The organism is Micromonospora sp. R77, assembly GCF_022747945.1.
Taxonomy (GTDB): domain Bacteria; phylum Actinomycetota; class Actinomycetes; order Mycobacteriales; family Micromonosporaceae; genus Micromonospora.
The window spans coordinates 4032055-4057116 of record NZ_JALDST010000001.1; the positions used below are offsets into that span (position 1 = coordinate 4032055).

At 73.2% G+C, this 25062-nt stretch carries 22 protein-coding genes and 1 pseudogene; 13 read left to right on the forward strand and 10 right to left on the reverse strand.

Annotation, left to right across the window (positions count from 1 at the left end):
* Window positions 1-65: 65 nt before the first annotated feature.
* On the reverse strand, window positions 66-782 hold the full coding sequence (locus MRQ36_RS19050) for an MIP/aquaporin family protein (RefSeq protein ID WP_242797310.1): 717 nt from the start codon (window positions 780-782) through the stop codon (window positions 66-68).
* 273 nt (window positions 783-1055) lie between these two features.
* On the opposite strand from MRQ36_RS19050, the gene MRQ36_RS19055 reads away from it, so the two are divergent.
* Window positions 1056-1337 carry an iron-sulfur cluster biosynthesis family protein gene (locus MRQ36_RS19055; RefSeq protein WP_242797313.1) on the forward strand — a complete coding sequence of 94 codons (282 nt, stop codon included), beginning with the start codon at window positions 1056-1058 and terminating at the stop codon, window positions 1335-1337.
* A gap of 2 nt (window positions 1338-1339) precedes the next feature.
* On the opposite strand, the gene MRQ36_RS19060 is transcribed toward MRQ36_RS19055, so the two are convergent.
* Window positions 1340-2443 carry a beta family protein gene (locus MRQ36_RS19060; protein WP_242797315.1) on the reverse strand — a complete coding sequence of 368 codons (1104 nt, stop codon included), beginning with the start codon at window positions 2441-2443 and terminating at the stop codon, window positions 1340-1342.
* Window positions 2444-2639: 196 nt separating this feature from the next.
* Between MRQ36_RS19060 and MRQ36_RS19065 the strand changes: the two genes are divergently transcribed.
* From MRQ36_RS19065 to MRQ36_RS19075, 3 genes are all read left to right on the forward strand, one after another.
* Window positions 2640-4019 (forward strand): cellulose binding domain-containing protein, encoded by a 1380-nt coding sequence (locus tag MRQ36_RS19065; protein WP_242797317.1) that lies wholly within the window; start codon window positions 2640-2642, stop codon window positions 4017-4019.
* Between the two features lie 294 nt (window positions 4020-4313).
* Complete coding sequence (locus tag MRQ36_RS19070; RefSeq protein WP_242797319.1) at window positions 4314-4706, forward strand: cupin domain-containing protein; 393 nt, start codon at window positions 4314-4316, stop codon at window positions 4704-4706.
* Between the two features lie 42 nt (window positions 4707-4748).
* The gene (locus tag MRQ36_RS19075; protein WP_242797321.1) at window positions 4749-6533 is read left to right on the forward strand and encodes a glycoside hydrolase family 15 protein; all 1785 of its coding nucleotides are present in this window, start codon (window positions 4749-4751) and stop codon (window positions 6531-6533) included.
* Window positions 6534-6548: 15 nt separating this feature from the next.
* Here MRQ36_RS19075 and MRQ36_RS19080 read toward each other — a convergent pair whose 3' ends face one another.
* Complete coding sequence (locus MRQ36_RS19080; RefSeq protein ID WP_242797323.1) at window positions 6549-7736, reverse strand: threonine synthase; 1188 nt, start codon at window positions 7734-7736, stop codon at window positions 6549-6551.
* A gap of 8 nt (window positions 7737-7744) precedes the next feature.
* Window positions 7745-8779, reverse strand: coding sequence for a DNA polymerase ligase N-terminal domain-containing protein (locus MRQ36_RS19085; RefSeq protein WP_242797326.1), 1035 nt, complete (start codon window positions 8777-8779; stop codon window positions 7745-7747).
* Window positions 8780-8938: 159 nt separating this feature from the next.
* On the opposite strand from MRQ36_RS19085, the gene MRQ36_RS19090 reads away from it, so the two are divergent.
* Complete coding sequence (locus MRQ36_RS19090; protein ID WP_242797328.1) at window positions 8939-9724, forward strand: aldo/keto reductase; 786 nt, start codon at window positions 8939-8941, stop codon at window positions 9722-9724.
* A gap of 57 nt (window positions 9725-9781) precedes the next feature.
* On the opposite strand, the gene MRQ36_RS19095 is transcribed toward MRQ36_RS19090, so the two are convergent.
* The gene (locus MRQ36_RS19095) at window positions 9782-10945 is read right to left on the reverse strand and encodes a cellulose binding domain-containing protein (protein ID WP_242797330.1); all 1164 of its coding nucleotides are present in this window, start codon (window positions 10943-10945) and stop codon (window positions 9782-9784) included.
* Between the two features lie 248 nt (window positions 10946-11193).
* Here MRQ36_RS19095 and MRQ36_RS19100 point away from each other — a divergent pair, with 248 nt between their 5' ends.
* Together MRQ36_RS19100 and ctaD are read left to right on the forward strand one after the other, a co-directional pair.
* The gene (locus MRQ36_RS19100; protein ID WP_242797332.1) at window positions 11194-12297 is read left to right on the forward strand and encodes an FAD-dependent monooxygenase; all 1104 of its coding nucleotides are present in this window, start codon (window positions 11194-11196) and stop codon (window positions 12295-12297) included.
* A gap of 139 nt (window positions 12298-12436) precedes the next feature.
* Window positions 12437-14194: a cytochrome c oxidase subunit I gene (gene ctaD / locus MRQ36_RS19105; protein WP_242797334.1), complete on the forward strand. Its 1758-nt coding sequence runs from the start codon at window positions 12437-12439 to the stop codon at window positions 14192-14194.
* Between the two features lie 228 nt (window positions 14195-14422).
* On the opposite strand, the gene MRQ36_RS19110 is transcribed toward ctaD, so the two are convergent.
* From MRQ36_RS19110 to MRQ36_RS19130, 5 genes and pseudogenes are all read right to left on the reverse strand, one after another.
* Entirely contained in the window at window positions 14423-15670 is a 1248-nt protein-coding gene (locus tag MRQ36_RS19110) for an MFS transporter (protein WP_242797336.1), read from the reverse strand.
* A 41-nt stretch (window positions 15671-15711) separates the two neighbouring features.
* Window positions 15712-16293, reverse strand: coding sequence for an isochorismatase family protein (locus MRQ36_RS19115; protein ID WP_242797338.1), 582 nt, complete (start codon window positions 16291-16293; stop codon window positions 15712-15714).
* Window positions 16294-16308: 15 nt separating this feature from the next.
* Window positions 16309-17595: a nicotinate phosphoribosyltransferase gene (locus tag MRQ36_RS19120; protein WP_242797341.1), complete on the reverse strand. Its 1287-nt coding sequence runs from the start codon at window positions 17593-17595 to the stop codon at window positions 16309-16311.
* A gap of 16 nt (window positions 17596-17611) precedes the next feature.
* A complete protein-coding gene (locus MRQ36_RS19125; RefSeq protein ID WP_308194977.1) occupies window positions 17612-18337 on the reverse strand; it encodes a helix-turn-helix transcriptional regulator in 726 nt (241 codons plus the stop codon).
* A gap of 1615 nt (window positions 18338-19952) precedes the next feature.
* Window positions 19953-20366 (reverse strand): annotated as a pseudogene (locus tag MRQ36_RS19130) (ATP-binding protein); the annotation flags it as partial.
* A gap of 121 nt (window positions 20367-20487) precedes the next feature.
* Between MRQ36_RS19130 and MRQ36_RS19135 the strand changes: the two are divergent.
* The 6 genes from MRQ36_RS19135 (at window position 20488) to MRQ36_RS19160 (ending at window position 24847) form a co-directional block, all read left to right on the forward strand.
* Window positions 20488-22002: a hypothetical protein gene (locus MRQ36_RS19135; RefSeq protein ID WP_242797344.1), complete on the forward strand. Its 1515-nt coding sequence runs from the start codon at window positions 20488-20490 to the stop codon at window positions 22000-22002.
* Between the two features lie 115 nt (window positions 22003-22117).
* A complete protein-coding gene (gene clpS / locus MRQ36_RS19140; protein ID WP_242797346.1) occupies window positions 22118-22408 on the forward strand; it encodes an ATP-dependent Clp protease adapter ClpS in 291 nt (96 codons plus the stop codon).
* Complete coding sequence (locus MRQ36_RS19145; RefSeq protein ID WP_242797348.1) at window positions 22405-22905, forward strand: DUF2017 domain-containing protein; 501 nt, start codon at window positions 22405-22407, stop codon at window positions 22903-22905. Before clpS ends, MRQ36_RS19145 begins: the two co-directional genes overlap by 4 nt.
* Window positions 22906-22960: 55 nt before the next feature.
* A complete protein-coding gene (locus tag MRQ36_RS19150; protein WP_242797350.1) occupies window positions 22961-23449 on the forward strand; it encodes a Mov34/MPN/PAD-1 family protein in 489 nt (162 codons plus the stop codon).
* A 68-nt stretch (window positions 23450-23517) separates the two neighbouring features.
* On the forward strand, window positions 23518-23871 hold the full coding sequence (locus tag MRQ36_RS19155; protein WP_242801221.1) for a MoaD family protein: 354 nt from the start codon (window positions 23518-23520) through the stop codon (window positions 23869-23871).
* Window positions 23872-23881: 10 nt separating this feature from the next.
* Entirely contained in the window at window positions 23882-24847 is a 966-nt protein-coding gene (locus tag MRQ36_RS19160) for a PLP-dependent cysteine synthase family protein (protein ID WP_242797353.1), read from the forward strand.
* The last annotated feature ends 215 nt before the right edge of the window (window positions 24848-25062 follow it).

Consider the following 25062-nt stretch of genomic DNA (forward strand, 5'->3'; position numbering starts at 1 on the left):
TGCCATGGAGGTTTCCTGCGGAGAACCCTCAAAGACGAAACTTATTGCCAGATGTCCGGGTCGGCTCAGGGGCGGTGCGACGCCGGCTCCTCGGGCTCCGCCCGGTAGCGCGGGTTGCGGCTGGTCACCAGCGGGGCCACCAGCGCCGCCAGCGCCCCACCGAGCAGCGGGAACACGATGAACACCCAGAGTTGGCGCAGCGCGGTCCCGCCCTCGAAGACGGCCGGGCCGAACGACCGGGCCGGATTGATCGAGGTGCCGTCCAGGGTGACGCCGACCAGGTGCGCGGCGGCGTTCGCCAGCCCGATCGGCACCCCGGCGAAGGCGGCGTACTCGGCGCGGCTCGTCACCACCAGCACCACCAGGACGAACAGGAACGTCAGCACCGTCTCCAGCACCGCCGCGCCACCGGCGTTGATGTGCGCCCCGTAGCCGTTGGTGCCCAATGCGCCGGACTGGTCCACCACGTCACCCCACCGGGTGAGCCCCCAGAGGATGAACGCGGCGACGGTCGCCCCGAGGAACTGGACGACCCAGTAGGCGACCGCGCCGAGCAGCGAGATCTTGCCGGAGAGCAGCACACCCAGCGTCACCGCCGGGTTGACGTGGCTGCCGGAGAGCGGCCCGATCGCGTACACCAGGGCGAGCATCACGAAACCGAAGGCGAGCGCGACCACCACCACGCCACCCTGCACCCGCGCGGCGATCACGCTACCCACGCCGAAGAAGACCAGCAGCAGGGTGCCGAGGAACTCGGCGAGGTAGCGCCTGGCGTCGTCCATGTCGTCGAGCATATGGACCCGCCGCGCCGGCGGGCGGCGAAATGCCTGCTCAGCGCCCTGCTTCCCGGTGCCCGGCCGGGCCGGTTCCTCCGGTGTCGACTCACTCGGTTCTATTTGACGGATGCCCGCCGAGGGGGCACGGTGGGTGGTGAGGGGTGCATCAGCCGCCCCGGTTTGCGCGGCGAAGACCGATTTCGCCTTCCCAGGGTTCCGGGCCCGGCCGACACGGCTGCGCCGACCCGCCCACGACCCGTACGCACCGAGGAGTTCCCCATGCTGACCATGACCGACAACGCCGTCCTGGTGATCCGTGACCTCGCCGCCCAGCAGGACGTGGCGCAGGACGGTGGGCTGCGCATCGCCGCCGACACCGACGCCGGCTCGCTCTCCATCGAACTGGTGCCGCAGCCGGTCCAGGGCGACCAGGTGGTGGACAACCAGGGCGCCCGGATCTTCCTCGACGCCGACGCCGCCGAACTGCTCAACGACACCTCGGTCGACGCCAGCGTGGACGACGAGGGCGTCGTCCAGTTCGGCTTCACCGAGAAGGAGTGAGCTCAGCCGGCCCGCCGGGTCTCGCCGCCGCGCTGCGGACGCCCCGAGCGTCCGCGTTCCGGTGTGTCGTGACCGGCGTGCCACGGCCCGGGACGCTCGTCCCGGGTGGGCCGCGACAGCGCCCCGAGCACGTGCGCCAGGTGGTGCGACGTGCTCCACGCCGTCCAGTTCGTCGGTGAGCCGGCACCGGCACCGCGCCGCGCCCGGCGCAGGATCTCGTGGTCGCCCCAGGAGAACGCCGCCCCCGTCGTCGGCCAGTACGGGGCGGCGACCACCGTCCGGCACAGGTCCGCGACCCGCTCGTCGCCCCGGCCGCCGCGCCGCGACCAGCGGTGGATCCACCAGGCCCCGTCGACCGTGTAGCGCAGCGTCGGCAACCGGTCGGCCGGGGCGTCCGCGTCCGGCAGCGCGCAGCTCACCCCGTAGTCGCCGTAGCCGACGTCGAGGTCGGTCAGGCGCCGCCAGAGCTGCCAGTCGTAGCGGTCCAGGCGGACCGGCTCGTCGACCGGCAGCCGGCTCACCGTCGGCGGCATCCCACCGGCCGCGACCGCCACCGAGCGCCAGGCGTGCCGGCGGCCCCACTCGACCAGCCGCCGGACCCGGGGCTCGGCCACCCGCACGTCCGCCGGGCAGCACACGTCGCCCGCGTCGACGAGCAGGTCGCACTGCTCCGGCACCAGGCGGGCCAGCCGCCACACCCGCTCCGCCGCCGTGGTGATGGCGTCCGCCCCGGCCCGGTCCTGCCCGGTCCGCAGCCGCACCACCGCCCGCCGCGCGTACGCCCGGGCCGCCACGCCGTGCGCCACCAGCCGCCGGTCGCTCTCCGCGAGCCCGATCACCGGCACCAGGGGCACGCCCCAGCGGACCAGCTCGCTCTCCGGGACGTCCGGCAGTGCGGTCACGTCGACGGCGGGCAGCAGCCCGGACGGCAGCCGGCCGAGCAGGTCCACCGTGCCCGTGTCGAGCGCGCGGATATCGATGACCGGAGCGAGCAGCGGAGCGGACATCTCGTCGAGATGGGCCAGCGCCTCCAGCTCACCCCGGCGACCGACCAGAACAGGGCGGTAGACCGGTTCCGCCGCCCGACCCCCGTGGGCGGGCACCATACTTCAATCTAACGACACATTCGCATTACTCACAGCGTTTCCGCCGACCGCGCTTCGTGGTGGTCGTTGACAGCGATCGACGCCGGGTGATGGCATGGGCACGCGGGCACCGCCGGGCATGTTGGGCACATGACCACCCTCCTCGGTCGACCCTGCCCGGAAACGCTCGGTCGACCCCCGCCCGGAAGGCTTTCCCATGTCGACCCCGCGCCTCCGCGCCCCGCTCTTCGCCGCCCTGGCCGCCGCTGCCGCCGCGCTGCTGCTCGCCGGCCAGCTGCCCGCCCAGGCGGTCGGCGATCCACCCGCACCGGTCACCGGCAACGCCACCCACTTCGACGGGCTCGGCTCCCCGTACGGCGGCTGCGGCCTGCCGGAGAACCAACTGGACTCACCCGACTTCGTCGCGCTGAACGTCTACGACCTGCCCGGCGACTACTCGTCCTACCCGGCCCGGCCGCTGCCACCGTCCCAGGCGGACAAGATCGGGCTGTGGAACAACGGCCTCAACTGCGGCCGGTACGTCAAGGTCGCCATCGGCGACTACTGCACCGGGATCAACGACGGCGCGGCCGGACAGCCGTTCTGCCGCAACGGCTCCTGGGTGGCCGACGGCTACAACGGGGCCACCCTCACCATGCTGGTCGCCGACAGCTGCGGCGACGGCAACGCCTGGTGCCGGGACGACCCGTACCACCTGGACCTGGCGACGTCGTCGCTGAACCGCTTCGCGCGCAACGGGACGCCGGTCGGCGACCTGTACCCGGCGCACTGGAACAACCGGCACGTCTCCTGGTCGTTCGTGCCCGCGCCGAACTACTCCGGCGACATCCGGATCGGCTTCCTGCAGGGCGCACAGAAGTACTGGCCGGCGATCGCCGTGTCGCACCTGGCCAACGGCATCCACGGGATCGACTACCTGGCCGACGGCGTGTGGCGGTCCGCCACCATGAACAGCGACATGGGCCAGTCGTACGTCCTCGGGGCCACCACCTCCGGCGGCACCGACTTCCAGATCCGGGTCCGCGACGCCGCCGACACGCTGATCAACAACGGCCGGGTCTACCGGTTCTCGCTGCCGGCCTCCTGCGGCGGCACCTGCTCCGCCGCGTACACCCCGGTCAGCTTCACCACCTCGGACGGCACCGGCCCGACGGCCTCCCCGACGGTCAGCCCCACCGTGGCGCCCACCCCGAGCGGGACGGTGTCCCCGAGCCCGACCGTGTCGCCGAGCCCGACGGTGAGCCCGAGCCCGACTACCGGCACGCCGGGGCCCGGCGCGGGCTGCGCGGCCGGCTGGCGGGTCACCGGGTCGTGGACGGGCGGCTTCCAGGCCGAGGTGACCGTCCGCAACACCGGTACCGCGCCGATCACCGACTGGACCAGCTCGTTCGGCTTTCCCGGCGGGCAGCGGCTCGCCAGTGCCTGGAACGCCACCGCGAGCCAGGCCGGCCAGCAGGTGACCGCGACCAACGCGAGCTGGAACGGCAGCCTGCCGGCGGGCGGCAGCACCAGCTGGGGGTTGGTGGTGACCGGCGACAACCAGGCGCCGGTGGCTCTCAGCTGCACCGCCCGATGATCCGGACGGTCCGGGCCGCCACCAGCGGCCCGGACCGTCGACCGTGGCACTTCCCGCACGGACGAGCGCGCGGCGCCGTCAGACCGAGGTCGTGACGTCGCCGCGCTCTGGCCGTCTCCCACCACCGCAGCCGTACGGCGGTACGACAGCGGGGACCTGGCTCGACCGGCCATCCGCACCGGTCCTGGCGTTTCGGATGCCCCTCCCGACGGGATCCAAACACCGGGAGCGGGCGGAATTCCACCATCTGCGCCTCCCGGCGTGACGGCCGGTCCGGGCGGGTATGTGCGCGCCATGGAACATTTCACGATCGCGACCGTCGCCGAGAAGAGCCCGGACTTCCGCCGCGTGCTGTGGACCGGCGGGCACAGCCAGCTGGTGATCATGACGATCCCGCCCGGCGGTGAGATCGGCGAGGAGGTGCACGAAGGGATCGACCAGATCCTGACCTTCGTCAGCGGCACCGGCGAGGCGCGGGTGGCCGGCGAGAAGAAGGAGGTCGTCGCGGGCGACCTGGTGGTCGTACCGGCCGGCACCAAGCACAACTTCGTCAACACCGGCCCCAACCCGCTGGTCCTCTACACCGTCTACGGCCCGCCCGAGCACGCCGACCAGGCCGTGCACCGCACCAAGGAGGAGGCCGACGCGGCCGAGGAGGCCGGGGCGGACGAGCCTCCGACCGCCTGATTCGACCGGCCTGAACGCGACCGGTCCGGGTAACCGGGGCGGGTGGACCAGCCGGCGATCTCCGACTACGGATTTCTCTCCGACTGCCGCTCCGGTGCCCTGGTCGGCCGCGACGGCTCGATCGACTGGTGGTGCCCGGACCGCTTCGACTCCGCGTCGGTCTTCGGCCGCCTGCTCGACCCGCGCGCCGGGCACTGGCGGCTCGCCCCGCTGGCCGAGAGCCGGGTGGAGCGCGCCTACCGGCCGGACACGCTGGTGCTGCGTACCGTGCACCACACGCCGGAGGGCAGTGTCGCGGTCACCGACGCGCTCGCCGCCGAGCTGGGCGCGCGGGGCCACGAGCTGGGGATGAACTCGCCGGCCGTGCTGGTGCGGGTGGTCGAGGGGCTCAGCGGTCGGGTGCGGATGCACCTCGACTTCGCTCCCCGCCCCGAGTACGGGCTGCTCACGCCGTATCTGCACGAGCAGCCGGACGGCATGGTGGTGGCGACCGCCGGCCCGGTGGCGCTGCACCTGCGCGGGACCGGCCGGATGTTGCGGGTCGACGGGGACCGGGTGACGGACACCTTCGAGGTCGCCGCCGGCCAGACCGTCGGCTTCGACCTCGCGTACGCCCAGGTCTACGGCGGGCCGCCGGCCCGGCTGGAACCGGTGCACGCGCTCGCCGAGACCGTCCGGGCCTGGGAGGGCTACCGGGAGACCCACCGGTACGACGGCTGCTATCCCGACCAGGTCCGGCACAGCGCGGTCGTGCTGACCGGCCTGACGTACGCCCGCAGCGGCGCGGTGGCCGCCGCGCTGACCACCTCCCTGCCGGAACGGGTGGGCGGCGACCGCAACTACGACTACCGCTACTCCTGGCTGCGCGACTTCGCGATGACCATGCGGGCGCTCTGGGTGGCGGCCTGCCCCGACGAGGCGTCCCGACTGTTCGCCTGGGCGGCCCGCTCGATCGGCCGGATCGGCGCGGAGCCCGTCCCGGTGTTGTTCGGCCTGGAGGGGGAGCGGGACCTCTCCGAGCACGAGTGCGCCCACCTGCGCGGCTACGCGGGCAGCCGGCCGGTGCGGATCGGCAACGACGCGTGGCGGCAGCGGCAGCTCGACGTGCCCGGCGAGGTCATCTCGGCAGTGTGGCGGCTGCACGACTACCTGGGCTCGACGTTCGACGTGGAGCTGCGCGAGATGGTGGTCGGCCTGGCCGAGCAGGTCGCCGCGACCTGGCACCTGCCGGACCGGGGGATGTGGGAGACCCGGGACGCCGAACGGCACTACCTGTCGTCCAAGGTGCTCTGCTGGGTGGCGCTGGACCGGGCCGTGGAGCTGGCGCCCCGCCTCGGCGAGCGGGCCGATCCACGGCGCTGGGCGGCGATCCGGGACGAGATCCGGACGACCGTGCTGCGCGAGGGGTGGAACGAGCGGATCGGGGCGTACACCGGGGCCTTCGGGTCGGCGGAGCTGGACGCCTCGGCGCTCATCCTGCCGGTGATGCGGTTCCTGCCCGCCACCGACCCGCGGATGCGCTCCACCATCGACGTGGTGGAGCGCGAGCTGGGCACCGACAGCGGTCTGGTCCGGCGCTGGAACACCGATCCGGCGGGCTTCGTGCTCTGCTCGTTCTGGCTGGTGGAGTGCCTGGTGCTGGCGGGGGAGGAGAGCCGGGCCCGGGCGCTGTTCGACCAGGTGCTGGGGCACGCGAACGACCTGGGTCTCTTCGCCGAGCAGATCGACCTGGGCACCGGCGCGCAACTGGGCAACACGCCGCAGGCGCTGTCCCACATCGGCCTGATCAACGCGGCCTGGCGGTTGACCGAGCCGGGCACCGACTGACCGGGTGCCCGCCCGTCACACCAGGGGTACGCCGGAGACGTCCACCGTCTCCGGATACTTCAGCCCCGCACCGGTGTTCAGCACCACCACCCGCTCGCCGGCCCGGATCCAGCCACCGGCGCGCAGGTGCCGGGCGGCGGTCAGGCAGGCCGCCCCCTCGGGGCAGAGCAGCAGCCCCTCCCGGGCGGCGAAGTCCCGCAGGTCCGCCAGGATCTCCGCGTCGTCCACGGCCAGCGCGGTGCCGCTGCTCTCCCGCAGCGCGGCCAGCATCAGCTCGTCGCCCAGCGGCGCCGGCACGGTGATGCCGAAGGCGACGGTCCGCGCGTCCGGCCACGGGGTGGCCCGCGCCTCACCGGCGGCGAACGCCCGGACGATCGGCGCGCAGCCGGTGGACTGCACCGCGACGAGGCGCGGCAGCTTGTCCTCCACCCAACCCAGCTCGCGCAGCTCGTGCAGGGCCTTGTGGATGCCGATCAGCCCGACCCCGCCACCGGTCGGATAGATGATCACGTCGGGCACCTGCCAGCCGAGCTGCTCGACGATCTCGTACCCCATGGTCTTCTTGCCCTCCAGGCGGTACGGCTCGCGCAGCGTGCCGGCGTCGAAGATCCGCCCGCCCGACCCGCCGACCAGCGTGGCGATCCACCGGCCGGCGTCGCTGATCAGCCCGTCCACCAGCCGCAGGTCCGCCCCGGCGGCCACGCACTCCCGGCGGCAGATGGTCGGCGCGTCCAGCGGCATCGCGATGGTCGCACGCATCCCGGCGCGGGCCGCGTACGTCGCCCAGGCCGAGCCGGCGTTGCCGTTGGTCGGCATGGCGATGTGCGCCACGCCCAGCTCGCGGGCCCGGCTCACCCCCACCGCCGCGCCGCGTGCCTTGAACGACCCGGTCGGCGTCAGCCCCTCGTCCTTGACGATCAGGTCGGGGATGCCGATCTCCGCCCCGTACGCCGGGGCGCGCAGCAGCGGTGTCCAGCCCTCGCCCAACGTGGTGACGAAGCGCGGGTCGGCGACCGGCAGCAGCTCCCGGTAGCGCCACAGGTCGGCCGGGCGGAGCCCGAACTGCTCCGGGGTCACCGACGCGGCCACCGCAGCCAGGTCGTAGCGGGCCAGCAGCGGCGAGCCGCAGTCGCAGAGGTTCTGCAGCTTCTCCGCCGGGTGCTCGGTGCCGCAGCGCGGACACTCCAGGTGCGTCAGGTGCACGATGCTCCTCAGCTCGTGTCGATGCTCAGCCAGCGCCGGCTGCGCCGACCCGGCTCGTAGGGGGAGTCGAGCCGTTTCGCCACCACGCCGGGGAGCCCCTGCTGCGCGGCCGTGGCCAGGGCGTCCGCGCCGACACCCGGGAACCACGGCGGAGTCTGCCAGTGCCGACCGCCGAGGGCCAGCCCGTCGAGCAGTTCCCGGCGCTGCGCGTACGGCACGTCGAGGCTGGTCACGCCCTCCAGCCAGAGCAGGTCGACGGCGAGGAACTGGCCGTCCCGCCCGCTGGGCGGCTTCACCCGTCCGGCCGGGTCGATCCGCACCAGCACGCCGTCCAGCACGACCTCCGTCGGCGCCAGCTCCGCTGCCAGGTCCCGCAGCCACGGGTACGCCCCGGTGACGTCCTCGCCGGTCTCCGACAGCAGCCGCAGCCGGCCCCCGGAGACGTACGCCATCGCCCGGACGCCGTCCCAGCGCAGCTCGTACCCCCAGGCGTCGGCGTCCGTCGGCAGCCGCTCCACCCGGGTGGCGTGCATCGGGGGGATCAGCTCGGGCATCGGCGTCCAGCCTTCCGGGGCCGGGTCGGTGCGGCGGACCATCCAGTCCCGACCACGCCCCCCGGTGGCGAAGAGGACGTAGCGCCCCTTCGTCCGCTCCCCGTCGAGCACCACGATCACCTCGTCGTCACGCCACTTCTCGGTGGTGTAGGTGCCGGTGTCGTGGATGGTCATCCGGCCGCCGCCGTACTCGCCGGCCGGGATCTCGCCGTGGAAGGTCAGGTATTCCATCGGGTGATCCTCGGTGTGCACGGCGAGGTGGTTGCGGCCCGGATCCCGGGGCAGGCCGCGCGGCACCGCCCAGGAGGCCAGCACCCCCTCGTGCTCCAGCCGCAGGTCCCAGTGCAGGCTGCGGGCGTGGTGCTGCTGGATGACGAACCGGGCCCGGCCGCGACCGGACCGCTTCGCCGCGGGCGTCCGCTCCGGCACCGGCTCGGGGGTACGCCTCGCGTCCCGTTTGCGCCGGTACTCCTCCAGCCGGTCCGCCATCCCCGCATTCTGCGGCACCCCGACCCGCCCCGCCGGGTGCCACCCGGGCGGTTCGTCCCGTTCCTCGCCGGGGCGGCCGGTTCCGCCCCGGTCGCCGCCGCCCGTGCCGCTGCGCGGGTCGCCGGCATGCCGGGCGTGATCACGGGTAGAACAGCCGTCATGAGCAGCCCTGAACAGCCCAACGTCCCCCTCTCCGGCGATGTCCGGATGCCGCTGCTCGGCTTCGGCACCTGGCAGGCCACCGGCGAGGCCGGGTACGACGCCGTGCTCGCCGCCCTCGACGCCGGCTACCGCCATCTGGACACCGCAACCATGTACGGCAACGAGAAGGAGGTGGGCCGGGCCCTCAAGGAGAGCGGCCTGCGCCGCGAGGACGTCTTCGTCACCACGAAACTGCCGCCGGACCGGGTGGGCCGGGAGCGGGAGACGCTGGAGGCGAGCCTGGCCGCGCTGGACACCGACCACGTCGACCTGTGGCTGATCCACTGGCCGCCGTCGGCGGCGGGCGACAGCATCCCGATGTGGCGCGAACTGCTCGCCGCCCGGGACGAGAACCTGACCCGCGCGGTCGGGGTGAGCAACTACAGCATCAGCCAGCTCGACGAGCTGACCCAGGCCACCGAGGAGACCCCGGCGGTCAACCAGATCCGCTGGAGCCCCTCCCTGTACGACCGGCAGACCCACGCCGCGCACCGCGACCGGGGCGTGGTGCTGGAGGGCTACAGCCCGTTCAAGACCAGTGACCTGTCCGACCCGGTGCTGGTCCGGATCGCCGCCGCGCACGACGTCTCCCCGGCGCAGGTGGTGCTCCGCTGGCACATCGACCACGAGATCGTGGTGATCCCGAAGTCCGTCACGCCGGAGCGGATCCGGGCCAACGCCGACGTCTTCGGCTTCTCGCTCACCGCCGAGGAGATGCGCGACATCGACGCCCTGGGCGGCTGAGCCGGACAGGGAGAAGGGCGCGGTCCGCAGCGGACCGCGCCCTTTCCGGTGTTCAGGTCAGGCCTTGGTGCAGGTGACCCCGTTGAGGGTGAAGCTGCTGGGCGCGGAGAAGGCGCCGTTGAGCGTGGCCTGGTAGCCGAAGTTGGTCGACGCCCCCGGCGACAGGGTGCCGTTGTAGCTGACGTTCTTCGCGGTGATCGCGGAGCCGCTCTGGGTGACGGTGGCGTTCCACGCGTTGGTGACGGTCTGGCCGGACGGCAGGTTGTAGTTCATGGTCCAGCCGTTGATGGTGCCGGAGCCGGTGTTGGTGATGGTCACCTCGGCGGTGAAGCCGTTGTTCCAGACGTTCGTGGGGGTGTACTTCACCGCGCAGGTCGAGCTGGTCGGCGGGGTCGTGGTCGGCGGCGGCGAGGACGGCGGAGTGGTCGTCGGCGGCGTGGTGGTGGGCGGGGTGGTGCTGCCGCCGGTGTTCACGCTCTGCGAGAACGAGTTCACCGCGAGGCCGACGCCGCCCTGCCACGGCTCGAAGCCGGCCTGGATGCTGGTCAGGTACCAGTCGCTGGTGATCGCGCCGCGGTTCTTCGTGTCGTTGATGAAGTCCATGACGTCGAAGCTCATGCTGGGGATCGCCGACGGCGCCACGTACGAGATGACGTTGTTCTGGCCGTTGCTGCCCCGCCAGACCTCCCAGGTCCGGCCGGCCAGGTTGGTGTTGCCGACGGGGGAGCCGATCGGCTGGATCGAGCCCTGCCGGTTGAGCCAGATCATGATCTCCATCTGGTTCACCCCGTCCTTCTTGGGCGTGGGGTCGAGCCAGATGTCGTACGAGGCGTCGAAGATGGCGCCGCTGACGTAGTTGTAGCTGATGCTGCTCGGCGCGCTGCTGATGTTCTTCACCTGCACCGGCAGGTTGGTGCCGGGCGAGCAGTTGGTGTAGTGGCAGCCCGCGAAGATCGAGGGGTAGGAGACGGGTGCGCCGTTGGTCGGCGACGAGCCGTCCGCCCGGGTGATCGAGAAGCCGGTCGAGGTGACGTTGATGCACTGCTGGGCGGTCGTGCCCCAGCGGTTGTTCTGCACGACGTACTTGTTGCCGATGACGGTCGAGCCGTACTGGTCGCAGATCTGCGTGTCGGCGGAGGCGCTGCCGCCGAGAACGACGGCGACGATCGAGCCGGCGGCCAGCAGGCCGGCGGCCGCGATGGCCCTCAGTGGACGCTTCATGATGCTCCTTGGCTTCGGCGCGGGGGCGCCGGGGACGTGACGGGGGATACGGCCGGGAGCGCTCCCAGGTTCATCCGACACATTTACATGCCTGAAACAGTTGCGCAACTGTACCGGTTAAGTTGATCTCCAAGTTCTACCCTCCGTGACCACGACACGCCGACCGATGGGGTCTACCGTGCGCCGATTGCGGCGAGTAGTGTCTTGCCTCCAACGCGTGCCGACCCCCTCCGGAGGCGTACACCACGATGGGTGGTTCCCCCCTGCGCATCCTCGTCGTCGGCGCGGGCATCGCCGGTCTCGCCGTGGCCCGGGCACTGCGGCTGGCGGGGTTCCGGCCGGACGTCACCGAGAAGCTGCCCCCCACCGAACTGGTCGACACCGGTCTCTACCTGCCCGGCAACGCCGCCCGGGCGCTGCGCCGGCTCGACCTGGACGGCCCGGTACGCCCCCTCGGCCAGGTGATCCACCGGCAGCGCTTCCTCGACGCCACCGGCGCGCCGCTCTGCGAGGTCGACCTCGACGCCCTCTGGGCCGGGGTCGGGGAGTGCCGCGCGCTGCCCCGCGCGGACCTGCACCGGGTGCTGCTCACCGGAGCCGGCGGCGCCGTCCGGCACGGCGCCGAGGTGAGCCGCGTCGAACCGCTGCCGGCCGGCGTCGCGGTCGGCTTCACCGACGGCACCTGCGCCGAGTACGACCTGGTCATCGGCGCCGACGGCCCGCCCGCGGTGCGTACCCTGGCCGCGCTCGGCGGCCCGCCCCGACCCGCCGGTCAGGTGGTCTACCGGGCGGTGCTGCGCCACGGCCCCCGGGTCACCGACTGGACGGCCCTGCTCGGCCAGCGGGCCGGCTTCCTGCTGGTGCCGATCGGCGCCGGCCGGCTCTACTGCTATGCCGACGAGGCCGGCACCGTCCCGCCCGCCGACCCGCTCGCCCGGCTGCGCGAACTCTTCGGCGACTACGGCGGCCCGGTCCCCGAGGCGCTCGCCGCACTGGAGCGGGTGCACGTCGGGACCACCGAGGAGGTCGAGCTGGGGCGCTGGTTCCACGGGCGGGTGCTGCTCGTCGGTGACGCGGCCCACGCCACCGCCCCCACCCTCTCCCAGGGGGCCGCCATGGCGCTGGAGGACGCCGTCGTGCTCGCCGAGTCGCTGACCGCCGCCGGCAGCGTCGAGGCCGCGCTGCTGGCGTACGAGAGTCGCCGCCGGCCGCGTACCCGATGGGTGCGGGACCGGACCCGGGACCGCAACCGGACCCGGGACGTGCCGCCGGCGCTGCGCGACCCGTTGCTGCGCGGACGCGGCGGACGGATCTTCGGCGAGCACTACCGGTTGCTCGTCGACCCGCTCTGACCCACCGGACCGCGGACGGCGGATCGTAGCCGCCCACCCCACTCAGCACCCCCACCTACCGGGGACTATCCTCCTTGCGGATGACGGCTCGCAGATTCAGCGCGCGCCGAGCGGGACAACCGAGAACCGGAGGCCACTCGTGACCACCGTCGCACCCAAGCCGGTCGTGACCCGGCCCTGGCCGGTCCGAGAGCCGGTCAAGGGGTCGGCCATCGCGCGGCTGCTGCGCACCACGGACGCGAAGCAGATCGGGATCATGTACATGGTCACCGCGTTCGTGTTCTTCATGATCGGTGGCCTGATGGCCCTGATCATGCGGGCCGAGCTGGCGCGGCCGGGCCTGCAGTTCCTGTCGCCCGAGCAGTACAACCAGCTCTTCACCATGCACGGCACGATCATGCTGCTGTTCTTCGCGACGCCGATTGTGTTCGCCTTCGCGAACTACGTGGTGCCGCTGCAGATCGGCGCGCCCGACGTGTCGTTCCCCCGGCTGAACTCCTTCGCCTACTGGCTGTACCTCTTCGGCGGCACCATGGCCACCGCCGGCTTCATCGCCCCCGGCGGCGCGGCCGACTTCGGCTGGACGGCGTACACGCCGCTGAGCACCGCCGAGCACTCGCCGGGCGTCGGCGCCAACATGTGGGTGGTCGGCCTGGCCATCTCCGGTCTGGGCACCATCCTCGGCGCGGTCAACATGATCACCACGATCATGACCCTGCGCGCCCCCGGCATGACCATGTTCCGGATGCCGATCTTCACCTGGAACATCCTGGTCACCAGCCTGCTGGCGATCCTGGTCTTCCCGCTGCTCGCCGCCGCGCTCTTCGCGCTCGCCGCGGACCGCCTGATCGGCGCCCACGTGTACGACCCCGCCACCGGCGGACCGATGCTGTGGCAGCACCTGTTCTGGTTCTTCGGGCACCCCGAGGTCTACATCATCGCGCTGCCGTTCTTCGGCATCATCACCGAGGTCATCCCGGTCTTCTCCCGGAAGCCGGTCTTCGGCTACAAGGGCCTCGTCGCCGCGACCATCTCCATCGCCGCGCTGTCGATGAGCGTCTGGGCGCACCACATGTTCGCCACCGGCCAGGTGCTGCTGCCGTTCTTCAGCTTCCTCAGCTATCTGATCGCCGTGCCGACCGGCATGAAGTTCTTCAACTGGATCGGCACCATGTGGCGGGGCCAGATCACCTTCGAGACGCCGATGCTCTTCGCCATCGGCTTCCTGGTGACCTTCCTCTTCGGTGGCCTCACCGGCGTGCTGCTCGCCAGCCCGCCGATCGACTTCCACGTGCACGACTCCTACTTCGTGGTGGCGCACTTCCACTACGTGCTCTTCGGCACGATCGTCTTCGCGGTCTTCGCCGGCATCTACTTCTGGTTCCCGAAGATGTTCGGCCGGATGCTCGACGAGCGGCTCGGCAAGGTGCACTTCTGGCTCACCACGATCGGCTTCCACACCACCTTCCTGGTGCAGCACTGGCTGGGCAACGAGGGCATGCCCCGCCGGTACGCCGACTACCTGCCCAGCGACGGCTTCACCACGCTGAACACCATCTCCACGATCGGTGCCTTCATCACCGGTATCTCGACCCTGCCGTTCATCTGGAACTGCTGGAAGTCGTACAAGACCGGTCCGGTGGTCGAGGTCGACGACCCGTGGGGTCACGGCAACTCGCTCGAGTGGGCCACCAGCTGCCCGCCGCCGCTGCGGAACTTCGACCGGATGCCGCGGATCCGCTCCGAGCGGCCCGCGTTCGACCTGAAGTTCCCGGAGCTGGCCGCCGGGCAGAGCCTGGCCGGCCCGCCGGAGGGCGGCGCCAAGCCGCTGACCAGCGAGTCCAACGGTGGCGCCAGCTACCAGGAGGACACCGCCGGCAACCTCGACCAGCGCTGACACTCGGCTCCACCGCGCCACGGGCGCCGCACCCCACCGGGTGCGGCGCCCGTCGCCGTTCCGGCCCACCGCACCCCGCGCCCCCTCGCCCTCCCGTGCGCTGCTGCCGCCCCCGTGCGGCGCTCGCCGCCCCGCGGCGTGCATCCAGGGGCACCCCGGACACCCCGGGGCGTGCCGGGTCGCCGGACGCGGTGCGGGCGGGACGGGCCGCCGCTGCGCGCGGGTGGGTCAGAGTGAGGCCGGGGCGGGGGTCAGGTCCGGGGCGGGTGCGTCGGTGGGCGGCGCGGACCGGCGGTGGCGCAGCTCGACGGGGAGCACCGCCAGGGTGACCAGCGCGCCGATCGCCCCGGTCACCACGAACCCCCAGAGCGGCAGCGAGGCGTCGATCACCGCCCCGGCGAGCGGGGCGCCCACCGCGATGCCGACGGTCACCGCCGAGCCGTGCAGCCCCATCGCCTCACCGCGTACGCCGGCCGGGGCGAGCCGGCTCACCGCGTCGGAGGTGGCGGCGATGCTCGGGGCGCAGAGCGCGCCAGCCGGTACGAGCGTCAGGCAGAGCAGCCACCAGTGCGCCCCGCCCAGCCCCACCGGGATGGTGCAGAGGCTCAACGCGGCCACCAGCACCAGCGGGGAGAAGGAGCGGCTGACGGCTCCGTACGCGAAGCCGCCGACCAGCGACGCGACCGCCCACATGGCCAGTACGACGCCGGTCCAGCCGACCTCGCCGCTGGCCCGCAGCACGGCGACCACCGCCACGTCGGTGCCGCCGAGCACCAGGGTGGCCGCCAGGCTGACCGCCAGCACGGCGAGCAGCCGTGGCGTCAACCACTCGCGGCGGGGCACCCTCCGCTGCGGGCCGACCGGCTCGCCGGCGCTGCGGATGGGCGGGTCGAGCAGCCAGAAGCCCACCCCGGCGGCGACCATCCCGGCGCCGACCGCCCAGAGCGTGGTACGCGGGGAGACGGCGGTGGCGAGCGCCACGGCCAGCGCCGGGCCCACCATGAACGACAGCTCCACCGACATCGAGTCCAGCGCGTACGCCGGGCGACGCCGCTCGGCCGGGACCAGCGCGGCCACCGACTGGCGGACCACCGAGAAGACCGGCAGGGCGAGCAGCCCGGCGAGGAAGGCCGCCGGCAGCAGCACCGGGTAGGAGAGCGTCGGGGCGCTGAACCAGAAGACACCCTCGGCGACGGTGGTCAGGGCCAGCACCGGTCGCAGCCCTCGCCGGTCCACCAGCCGCCCGAGCAGCGGGGAGCCCAGCGCCGCGCCGACCGTCGACGCGGCCCCGACCAGGCCGGCCGCGCCGTAGCCCCGGCCGAGGTCGAGGACCACGTGGAAGGTGAGCACCACCCCGGCCGCGGTCAACGGGATGCGCGCCAGCACCGACACCAGCAGCAACGACCGGAGACCGGGCAGGGCGAGCGCCTCCCGGTAAGGCTTCATGTTCATGACGGTCCGTACCTCCGGCGCCATCTTCGACGCCGGGTACGACAGCCGGCAAACCAGTTACCGGGTCATGCGGTACGGATCACCGGCTCGCCGACCGTGCCGACCCCGGCGCCCTCGAACGCCCGCAGCGCCACGTCGAGCGTGGCCGGTGCCACGGCGGCGGTCAGGTCGAGCAGCACGGTGGTGTCGAAGCCCTCCCGGGCGGCGTCCAGCGCGGTCGCCCGGACGCAGTGGTCGGTGGCGATGCCGACCACGTCGACCCGGTCCACCCCGCGCCGGCGCAACCAGTCGGCCAGGCCCTCACCGTCGTCGGCGTGCCCCTCGAAGCCCGAGTACGCGGCGGCGTGCTCGCCCTTGTGGAAGATCGCCTCCACCCGTCCGGTCGCCAGGTCGGGGTGGAACTCGGAGCCCGGGGTGCCGACCACGCAGTGCCGGGGCCACGAGTCGACGTAGTCCGGCGGGTCGCCGAAGTGGGCGCCCGGGTCGACGTGGTAGTCCTTCGTCGCCACCACGTGGTCCCACCGCTGCGGCTCGACGGCCAGCAGCCGGGAGATGCCGGCGGCCACCCCCGCCCCACCGGCCACCGCGAGGGAGCCACCCTCGCAGAAGTCGTTCTGCACGTCCACAATGATCAACGCGTTGCTCATCCGGCTGGCTCCTCGTCAGCTCGCGGGTACGACGGTCACCGGGACGGCCGGGTCACCACCGGAGAGCTTCAGGCCCTCCCACGGGATGGAGATCAGGCACTCCCGCAGGTGCTCCCGGGACTCGTCCAGGGTCGGCAGCTCCACCGGCTCGCCGTCGACGACGAACGAGCGCTGGAGCAGGCGGTCGTTGGGCTGCCGGTCCGGTACGCCCTGCGGCACGATGACCTCCTCGGTCGCGGTGCCGGTCGGCTTGTGCCGGCGGACCGCCACCTTCCGGCCGCCGATGGTGGCCTTGTGCTCGGAGCGCTTGACCACCGGCCGCCCCTCGACCTCGACCAGCTTGTAGACCAGGCCGGCGGTGGGGGCGCCCGAGCCGGTGACCACGGCGGTGCCGGCGCCGTACATGTCCACCGGCTCGGCGGCGAGCGAGGCGATGGCGTACTCGTCGAGGTCGCCGGAGACGATGATCTTCGTCTCGGTGGCGCCCAGCGAGTCGAGCAGCTCCCGGGACTGCTGGGCGATGACCGCCAGGTCGCCGGAGTCGATCCGGACCGCCCGCAGCTCCGGCCCGGCCACCTCGATGGCGTTGCGGATGCCCTGGCTGATGTCGTACGTGTCGACCAGCAGGGTGGTGTCCTTGCCGAGGGTGGCGACCTGCGAGGCGAACGCCGTCTTCTCGTCGTCGTGCAGCAGGGTGAACGCGTGCGCGGCCGTGCCGGCGGTGGGGATGCCGTAGCGCTGCCCGGCGGCCAGGTTGGAGGTGAACCGGAACCCGGCCAGGTAGGCCGCCCGGGCGGCGGCCACCGCGGCCTCCTCGTGGGCCCGCCGGGAACCCATCTCGATCAGGGCCCGCCCGCGGGCCGCGGTCACCATCCGGGCGGCCGCCGCGGCGACCGCGCAGTCGTGGTTGAGCACCGACAGGGCCAGCGTCTCCAGCACCACGCACTCGGCGAAGCCGCCGGAGACGGTGAGGATCGGGGAGCCGGGGAAGAAGAGCTCACCCTCGGCGTACCCCTCGATGTCGCCGGTGAAGCGGTAGTTGGTCAGCCACTCGGCGGCCGCGGCGTCGACCACCCCGGTACGGCGCAGGAACTCGACCTCCTCGGCGTCGAACCGGAAGTCGCGGATCATGTCGACCAGCCGCCCGGTGCCGGCGACCACGCCGTAGCGGCGGCCGGCGGGCAGCCGCCGGCTGAACACCTCGAAGACGCAGCGCCGGTCGGCGGTGCCGTCCCGCAGGGCGGCACTGACCATGGTCAGCTCGTAGTGGTCGGTCAGCAGCGCGGGGCGAAGGGTGCTCACCGCCCCAGCCTAGAGTTCAGGCCGGATCCCCGCCGTCGTGGCCCGGCATCGACCGCAGGGCGGCCCGCAGTTCGGCCCGCCCCGCCACGCCGAGCTTGCTGTAGACCCGTTGCAGGTGGTTCTCCACGGTGCGGCTGGACAGGAAGAGCCGTTCCGCGATCGCCCGGCTGGTCACCCCGTCGGCGGCGAGCCGGGCCACCTGCCACTCCCGGTCGGTGAGCGCCGGCTGCAGCAGACGCAGCGCCGGGGTGGAGATGCCGTCCGCCGCGCCGAGCAGGACGGCGAGGCGTTCCCGCGCGGCACCCGAGGCGGCGGAGCGGGCCCGGGTCAGCCGGTGCAGCGCCAGCGCGGTGGCCTCGGCGGCGTACACGGTCAGCTCCCGGGCGGTGAACCCGTCGGCGGCCGCGAGCAGTTCGGTGGCGGAGCCGGCCGCGGCGGCCCGGGCGTACCGGGCGAGCAGCGGGGGCAGCACCCCGTCCACCTGCTCGGAGAGTTCGGTCAACCGCTGCGCCACCGTACGTCGGGTGCCGTCGGTGCAGGTCGGCCCGACCGGCGCGCTGGCCTGGTCGAGCCGGACCAGGTCGAGCAGGACCAGCACCTCGTGGCCGGCGAGCCCGTCGGCGCGCAGCCGGTCGGCGAGGGCGCCGAGGTGCTTGGCAGGCGCCGGCAGGTCGCCCCCGACGGCGAGGACCGCGCCCCGCGCCTGCTCCAACCAGGGATAGAGGATCGCCATCCCGGGCATGGGTGCGGTCCGCCTCGGCCATCGCCGCCGCGGCGTGCGCCGCGTCGCCGCGCAGGGCCGCCGCCTGGGCCCGCTCGGCGTGCGCCAACCCGGCGTAGACCCGGCTGGTGGCGAGCACCGCACAGGCACCCAGGCTGGTCTTCAGCGCGGTGTCGCTCTGCCCGCGCAGCCGGGCCGCGTACGCCTGGAGGATGGCCAGGTAGCCGGTGCCGAGCCGGAAGTCACCCGCACCGGCGAGGTCGGCGAACTCGTCGGCCACGATCGCGTCGATGCCGGCCAGGTCCCCGGCGAGCGCCAGCCGGGTGCCGCGGGCCAGTTCCATCGCGAGCTGGAGGTAGGGCATGTCGCCCCGCCAGCGGGTCATCTCGGCCTGGACCCGGGCGATCGCGGTGGCGCTGCGCCGGAACCGGCCCTGGGCCGCCTGGAGGTGGGCGAGGGTGCAGCGGGCCAGCTCCCGGGCGGCGACCGGGGCGGCGGGCCGGTCCAGCACCGCCTGGGCCAGGCGTACCGCGGGGTCGGTGTCCAGGCGGTGCAGCCGCATGATCGCCTCGAACGCCCGGACCCGGGTCCGGTGGGCCGGGTCGGCCAGCTCGTCGGCGCGCGCGGCGATCTCCTCCACGGTGGCCTCGCGGCTGAGTCCCCAGTAGCTGACCATGCCCCGCACGGTCAGCCAACGGCTGCGCCGGCCGTCGCAGACGATCTCCCCGGCGACCGAGTCGAGCACCCGGATCGCCTCGTCCGGCCGGTCGCCGAACATCAGGATGGTGGCGAGCAGTTCTGCGGCGTCGAACCCGCCGTCGGCGTCCAGCGCCGCGCGGGCCAGCCGGGTCGCCAGGGGTACGTCGTAGCGGCCGAAGGCCTGCGCCGCGGCGTCGAGGAGCAGGGCCGGATCCTGGGCGGTGCCGGAGTCGAGCCGCCAGACGGCCACCCGGAGCAGGTCGTCCCGGCGGCGCTTGCCGACCTCTTCCAGCAGACCGGCCAGGTTCGCCTGGAGCCGGCGGGTCCGGCTCACCGGGCACTGCCGGCGCATCACCTCGCCGTAGAGCGGGTGGGCCAGCCGCACGTCGAGCCGCCGGTCGTCGTGCACCAGGCTGATCAGGCCGCGCTCCTCGGCCGTTTCCACGTCGGCCGGGTCGACCGCCCGCTCCAGCAGGTGCAGGCCGAGCGGTTCGCCGAACGCGACCAGCTCGACCACCGAACGGACGCCGTCGGTGAGCTGGCCGATCCGGGTGCCGATCAGGTCGGTCAGGCTCGGTGCCAGCTCCAGCCGACCGGTCCACTTCCAGATCCCGTACGTGCGGGTCAGCTCGCCGCCGCCGGCCGCGGCCAGGACCAGCTCGCGCAGCAGCAGCGGATTGCCCGCGGAGAGCCGGAACAGCCGCTCGGCGGACCCGGCGTCGACCGGGCCGCCCAGGATGGCGGCGAGCAGACCGGTGGTCTCGGCTGCGCCGAGCGGGCCGAGCTCGACCAGTTCGACCAGGTCGTCGGTCCAGAGTGCCCGGATCGGCAGCGGGATCTGTTCGCCGTCGCGCAGCGTCCCGACGACGATGGTGTTGTCGGCCCGGGCGAGCAGGTGCACCAGCGCGGCCGAGGGCGGGTCGAGCAGGTGCGCGTCGTCGACGGCCAGCACGACGGGCCGCCCGGCGGCCTGTTCCTGCAGCACGTCCACGGCCCAGCGCAGGATGCCGGCGGGGGAGAGCCCCTGGGGCTGGTCGGCGGGGAGCACCTGGACCAGCCCGCCGAACGGGAGGGCGGCGGTGGCGGCGCTGGCCGAGGCGGACCAGATCGCGTAGCGGTCGGTCGGGAGGGCGGCGACGCCCTCCCGCAGCAGCCGGCTCTTGCCGACTCCCGCGCTGCCGCTGAAGATCAGCCCGCGTCCCCGGGGGCCGCCGACCGCCGACAGCAGCCGGCTGAGCTCGTCCGTTCGGCCGACGAAGTCCCACCGACTCATCCGAGCAGCATATCGACGGAATTCCGTCCGCAGGGGCTCCGTCACGCTCTGAAGTTGAGTAGTCTGGCCATTACTCATGAGTATCGACGGTGTTCAGCGAGCACGTGTGTCGCCCGTACTCTTCCCGCATCCGCACCCCGACACCGGATGAATACGCCGCGATCGGACCGCAACCGATCGCCTGACCGGGAGGCCGCTGATGAAGCCGGGTCCTCTCCCCGCGGTCGACGTGCCCGCCCCGAACGGGGCGGCCGACCCGCCGCGCCCCGCACCGCTGCCCGACCCGTCCGAGGTCGCCCCGCCGGGACCGGAGGAACCGCTGGCCGTCGTGGCCGCCGGTCCGGCCGGCGCGGGTCGGCGCCAGGTGCTCGCCGCCCTGCTCGGGACCGAACCCGGGATGCTCGCCGTGCCCGCCGGCAGCTGCCTGGTGCTCCACCACGCCCGGGTGCCGACCCGGGCCGCGTACGTCCCGGGCTACCGCCAACCACACGCCTACGGCGCCGACCCGACGGCGGCCGGCCCGGCGCTGGCCCGCCCGCCCCGCCGGGTGGAGCTGGGCCTGCCCGACCCGCTGCTGCGCCACTTCGCTGTCGTGGACACGCCGGACACCGGCTCGCTCGGGGTGGCCGGCGCCTGGGTCCTGCTCGACGCGGTCGGGCGGGCCGGCGCGCTGCTCTTCGTGATCTCCGCGGACCAGGCCTTCACGGCCGCCGAGCTGCAGCTGCTGGCCGAGGTCTCGCGTACCCGGTGGAGGTCGTCTTCGCGGTCACCCCGGGCGCGGTCGGCTGGTCGACCGGCTCCGACGGCGCGGCCACGCCGGCGAACGCCCGTCCGGTCGACCCCGTCGAGGTCTGCGTGGCGGCCCACCGCGCCGCGTTGCTCGCCGCCGTGCCCGGCCTCGCCGCCGCCCGCTGGCACCCGATGCACCCGGCGGGGCACGCCGCTGCGCCGGGCACTGGTCGGCTGGGCCGCCGACGAAGGGCTGCGCCGGGCCAGCGCGGAGCCGCCTGAGCCGGCCGGTACGCAGGGCCGGGTGACGGTCGTGGCGGGGCTCGACCCGGGTGATCTGACCGAGCGGCTCGACCGGCAGGCGCGCTCCTGCGCCCAGCGGATCCGTCAGGACCTCGCCCTCGAACTGGCCAACATCCACCTGCGGGTGGTGCAGGAGATCGTCTTCGGGGTCGGCTGCTCCGGCCTGCCGCAGCTGCTCGACCGGGAGATGACGGCCCTGTCCCTGCTGGCCACGACGCAGTGCGACGAGGCCGCCCGGGGCCTGGTCGACGGGGCCGCCGCCCGGGTCTTCGGTGGGCCGCTGTCCGCAGGCGTACGCCGCCGGATCACCCGCGCGGTGCGCTGGGGCCTCGGTGACCACCCGGGCGGCCGGGAGCTGGACCGGGTGCTCCTGGTCACCAGCACCGCCGGGGTGGCCGGACTGGCCGGCGCCGGGGCGCTGGAGGCGCTGGACTGCTTCCCCGGCGCGGAGCGCGACGAGCTGCTGCCCCCGGTCGGGGTGGCGCTCTCCGGCGGCTGCTGGCAGCACTGGCGCAGCCCCGGCAACGACGATCCGAACGGGGCGCGCTCCTGGGCGCAGCGGGCGCTGCGCGAGGTGGAGCTCGAACTCTGCCGCGAGGTGTCCCGCCGGTTCGAGGTGATCCGTCTCTCGTTGGGCACGGTGCTGACCGATGCTGTCGACCACGGCATCCTGCTCGCCTGAGGGCGGCGCGGCCGTCGGCCGTACCGGGCCGTTTCCGTCGGCCCGGGCGGCCGATCCGCGCCGACCCGGCGTTCCGGTTCATCGGTTCCCCGGATCCGGTGGCACGATGGGGGGCATGGCGGCTCCACAGGTTGCACCGGTCGAGACGCCGGACACCGACGAGGTGCCGGTCTCGGACCGGCCGTGGGTGACGATCGTCTGGGACGACCCGGTGAACCTCATGACGTACGTGACCTGGGTCTTCCAGAAGCTCTTCGGTTACAGCAAGGAGAAGGCGGAGCAGTTGATGCTCGACGTGCACCACAAGGGGCGGGCGGTGGTCTCCAGCGGCGCCCGGGAGCGGATGGAGCACGACGCGTCGCAGCTGCACGCGTACGGGCTGTGGGCCACGGTGGACCGGTCATGAGCATGTTCCGTCGCCACGGCGACCGGTACGTCGCCACCTTCGCCGTCGACGAGGTCCGGGTGCTGCGCAAGGTCGCCTCCGAGGTGGTCGGCCTGCTCACCGACGGGTTCGACCACACCGACCCGGTGGTGGGCCGGCTCTTCCCCGAGGTCTACCCGGACGACTCGGCGAGCACCGCCGAGTTCCGCCGGTACACCGAGGGCGACCTGAAGACCGCGAAGATCGACCAGGCCGGCGCGATCCTGGCCGCCCTGCCCGACGAGGCCGGTGGGGAGGTACGCCTGGACGCGGAGGCGGCCGAGGCGTGGCTGCGGGCGCTCAACGACGCCCGGCTGGCGATGGGCGTCCGCCTGGAGATCAAGGACGGCACGGACCTGGGCGAGGAGCTCGACGACGCGGTCGCCGAGGACCCGACCTCCTCCCGGGTGTTCCAACTGTCGGTCTACGCCTATCTCGGCTATCTGCAGGAGTCCCTGCTCAACGCCCTGATCGACTGATCCGTGACGGTTGCCACCTCGCCGGTGGAGACCGGCAGGCGCTAGGCTGGGCGGCGTGCTGAGCATCGACCGGTCGATCATCGACGCGATCGTCGCCCACGCGCGCCGCGACCACCCGGACGAGGCGTGCGGCGTGGTCGCCGGTCCCGTCGGCAGCGACACCCCGACCCGGCACATCCCGATGGAGAATTCGGCCCGCTCCATGACGTTCTACGAGTTCGACTCGATGGAGCACCTGCGGGTGTGGCGGGAGATGGACGACCGCGACGAGGAACCCGTCGTCATCTACCACTCGCACACCGCGACCGAGGCCTACCCGTCCCGGACTGACGTCTCCTTCGCCGGTGAGCCGGGCGCGCACTACCTGCTCGTCTCGACCCGTGAGCCCGACTCGGAGGAGATCCGCTCCTTCCGGATCGTCGACGGCGTGGTCACCGAGGAGCCGGTCCGCATCGTGGATGCCGCCGTGGACCCGCACGCCGTCCAGTCCTACATGTTCGGGCAGAGCCCGGCGACGGTCGACTACGAGTGTTCCGGCAGCTGACCGTTCAGCACCGGCACCTCCACCTGCGTCCCGTCACCCGGCACGACCCGAACAAGGAGCACGACATCATGGCCATCGAGGTTCGCATCCCCACCATCCTGCGCAGCTACACCGGCGGCGCGAAGGTCGTCGAGGGCGCCGGGGACACCCTGGGCGACCTGCTCGCCGACCTGGACTCCCGGCACGCCGGCCTGCGCGGCCGGCTGGTCACCGACACCGGCACACTGCACCGCTTCGTCAACGTCTACGTCAACGACGAGGACGTCCGCTTCCTCGGCGCGCTCGACGCCAAGCTCAACGACGGCGACAGCGTGACCATCCTGCCGGCCGTGGCCGGCGGCGCGTTCGGTTTCGCGGCGGCAGCGGCGATCAGCCAGCACCGTGCGGCAGCCGGGCAGCGCGCGGCCGTCGCCGCCCGCTGAGGGCGGCGTCGTGACGCGGTACGACAGCCTGCTCGACGCCTCCGGCGGCACGCCCCTGGTGGGGCTGCCCCGGCTCTCGCCGACGGTGCCCGACGGGGCGCCGCCGGTGCGGCTGTGGGCGAAACTGGAGGATCGGAACCCGACCGGCAGCATCAAGGACCGGGCGGCCCTGTTCATGGTGCGCGCGGCGGAGGAGGCCGGCCGGCTCCGCCCGGGTGACACCATCCTGGAGCCGACCAGCGGCAACACCGGCATCTCCCTGGCGATGGTGGCCAAGCTGCGCGGCTACCGCCTGGTCTGCGTGATGCCGGAGAACGTCTCCACCGAGCGGGTCCAGCTGCTCCGGATGTACGGCGCGGAGATCATCTTCTCGCCGGCCGCCGGCGGCTCCAACCAGGCCGTCGCCACCGCGAAGCAGATCTCCGCCGAGCACCCCGACTGGGTGATGCTCTACCAGTACGGCAACGACGCGAACGCCCGGGCGCACTACGAGACGACCGGGCCGGAGCTGCTGCACGACCTGCCCACGATCACCCACTTCGTGGCCGGACTGGGCACCACCGGCACCCTGATGGGCACCGGCCGCTTCCTGCGGGAGAAGGTCGACGGGATCCAGATCGTCGCCGCCGAGCCGCGCTACGGCGAGCTGGTCTACGGGCTGCGCAACATCGACGAGGGATACGTCCCGGAGCTCTACGACGCCACGGTGCTCTCCCGGCGCTTCTCGGTGGGCACCCGGGACGCGGTGCTGCGTACCCGGCAGCTCGTCGAGGTGGAGGGCATCTTCGCCGGGTTCTCCACCGGGGCGATCCTGCACGCCGCGCTGGCGGTGGCGCACGAGGCGGTGCGGGACGGTCGCCGGGCCGACGTCGCGTTCGTGGTCTGCGACGGCGGCTGGAAATACCTCTCCACCGGCGCGTACGGCGGCACCCTCGCGGACGCCGAGGAAGCCCTGGAAGGGCAGCTCTGGGCCTGACGGGGCAGCGTGGGACGGGTCGGCGGACGGCCGGTCGGTCCCACGCCGCTCCCGGCCCGTCACCGGACGTGTGCGGGTGTCACGTTGATGACATCTTCCGGCAGATGATTCTTGCCGCGCAGCGCGTCAGCGTAGGCTGCGCAGCGTGGCGTACGCGTCGGTAGAGATCATCGGCGAGGTGGGTGCCGGCGTGTCGACTACTTTGTGTGACAGCG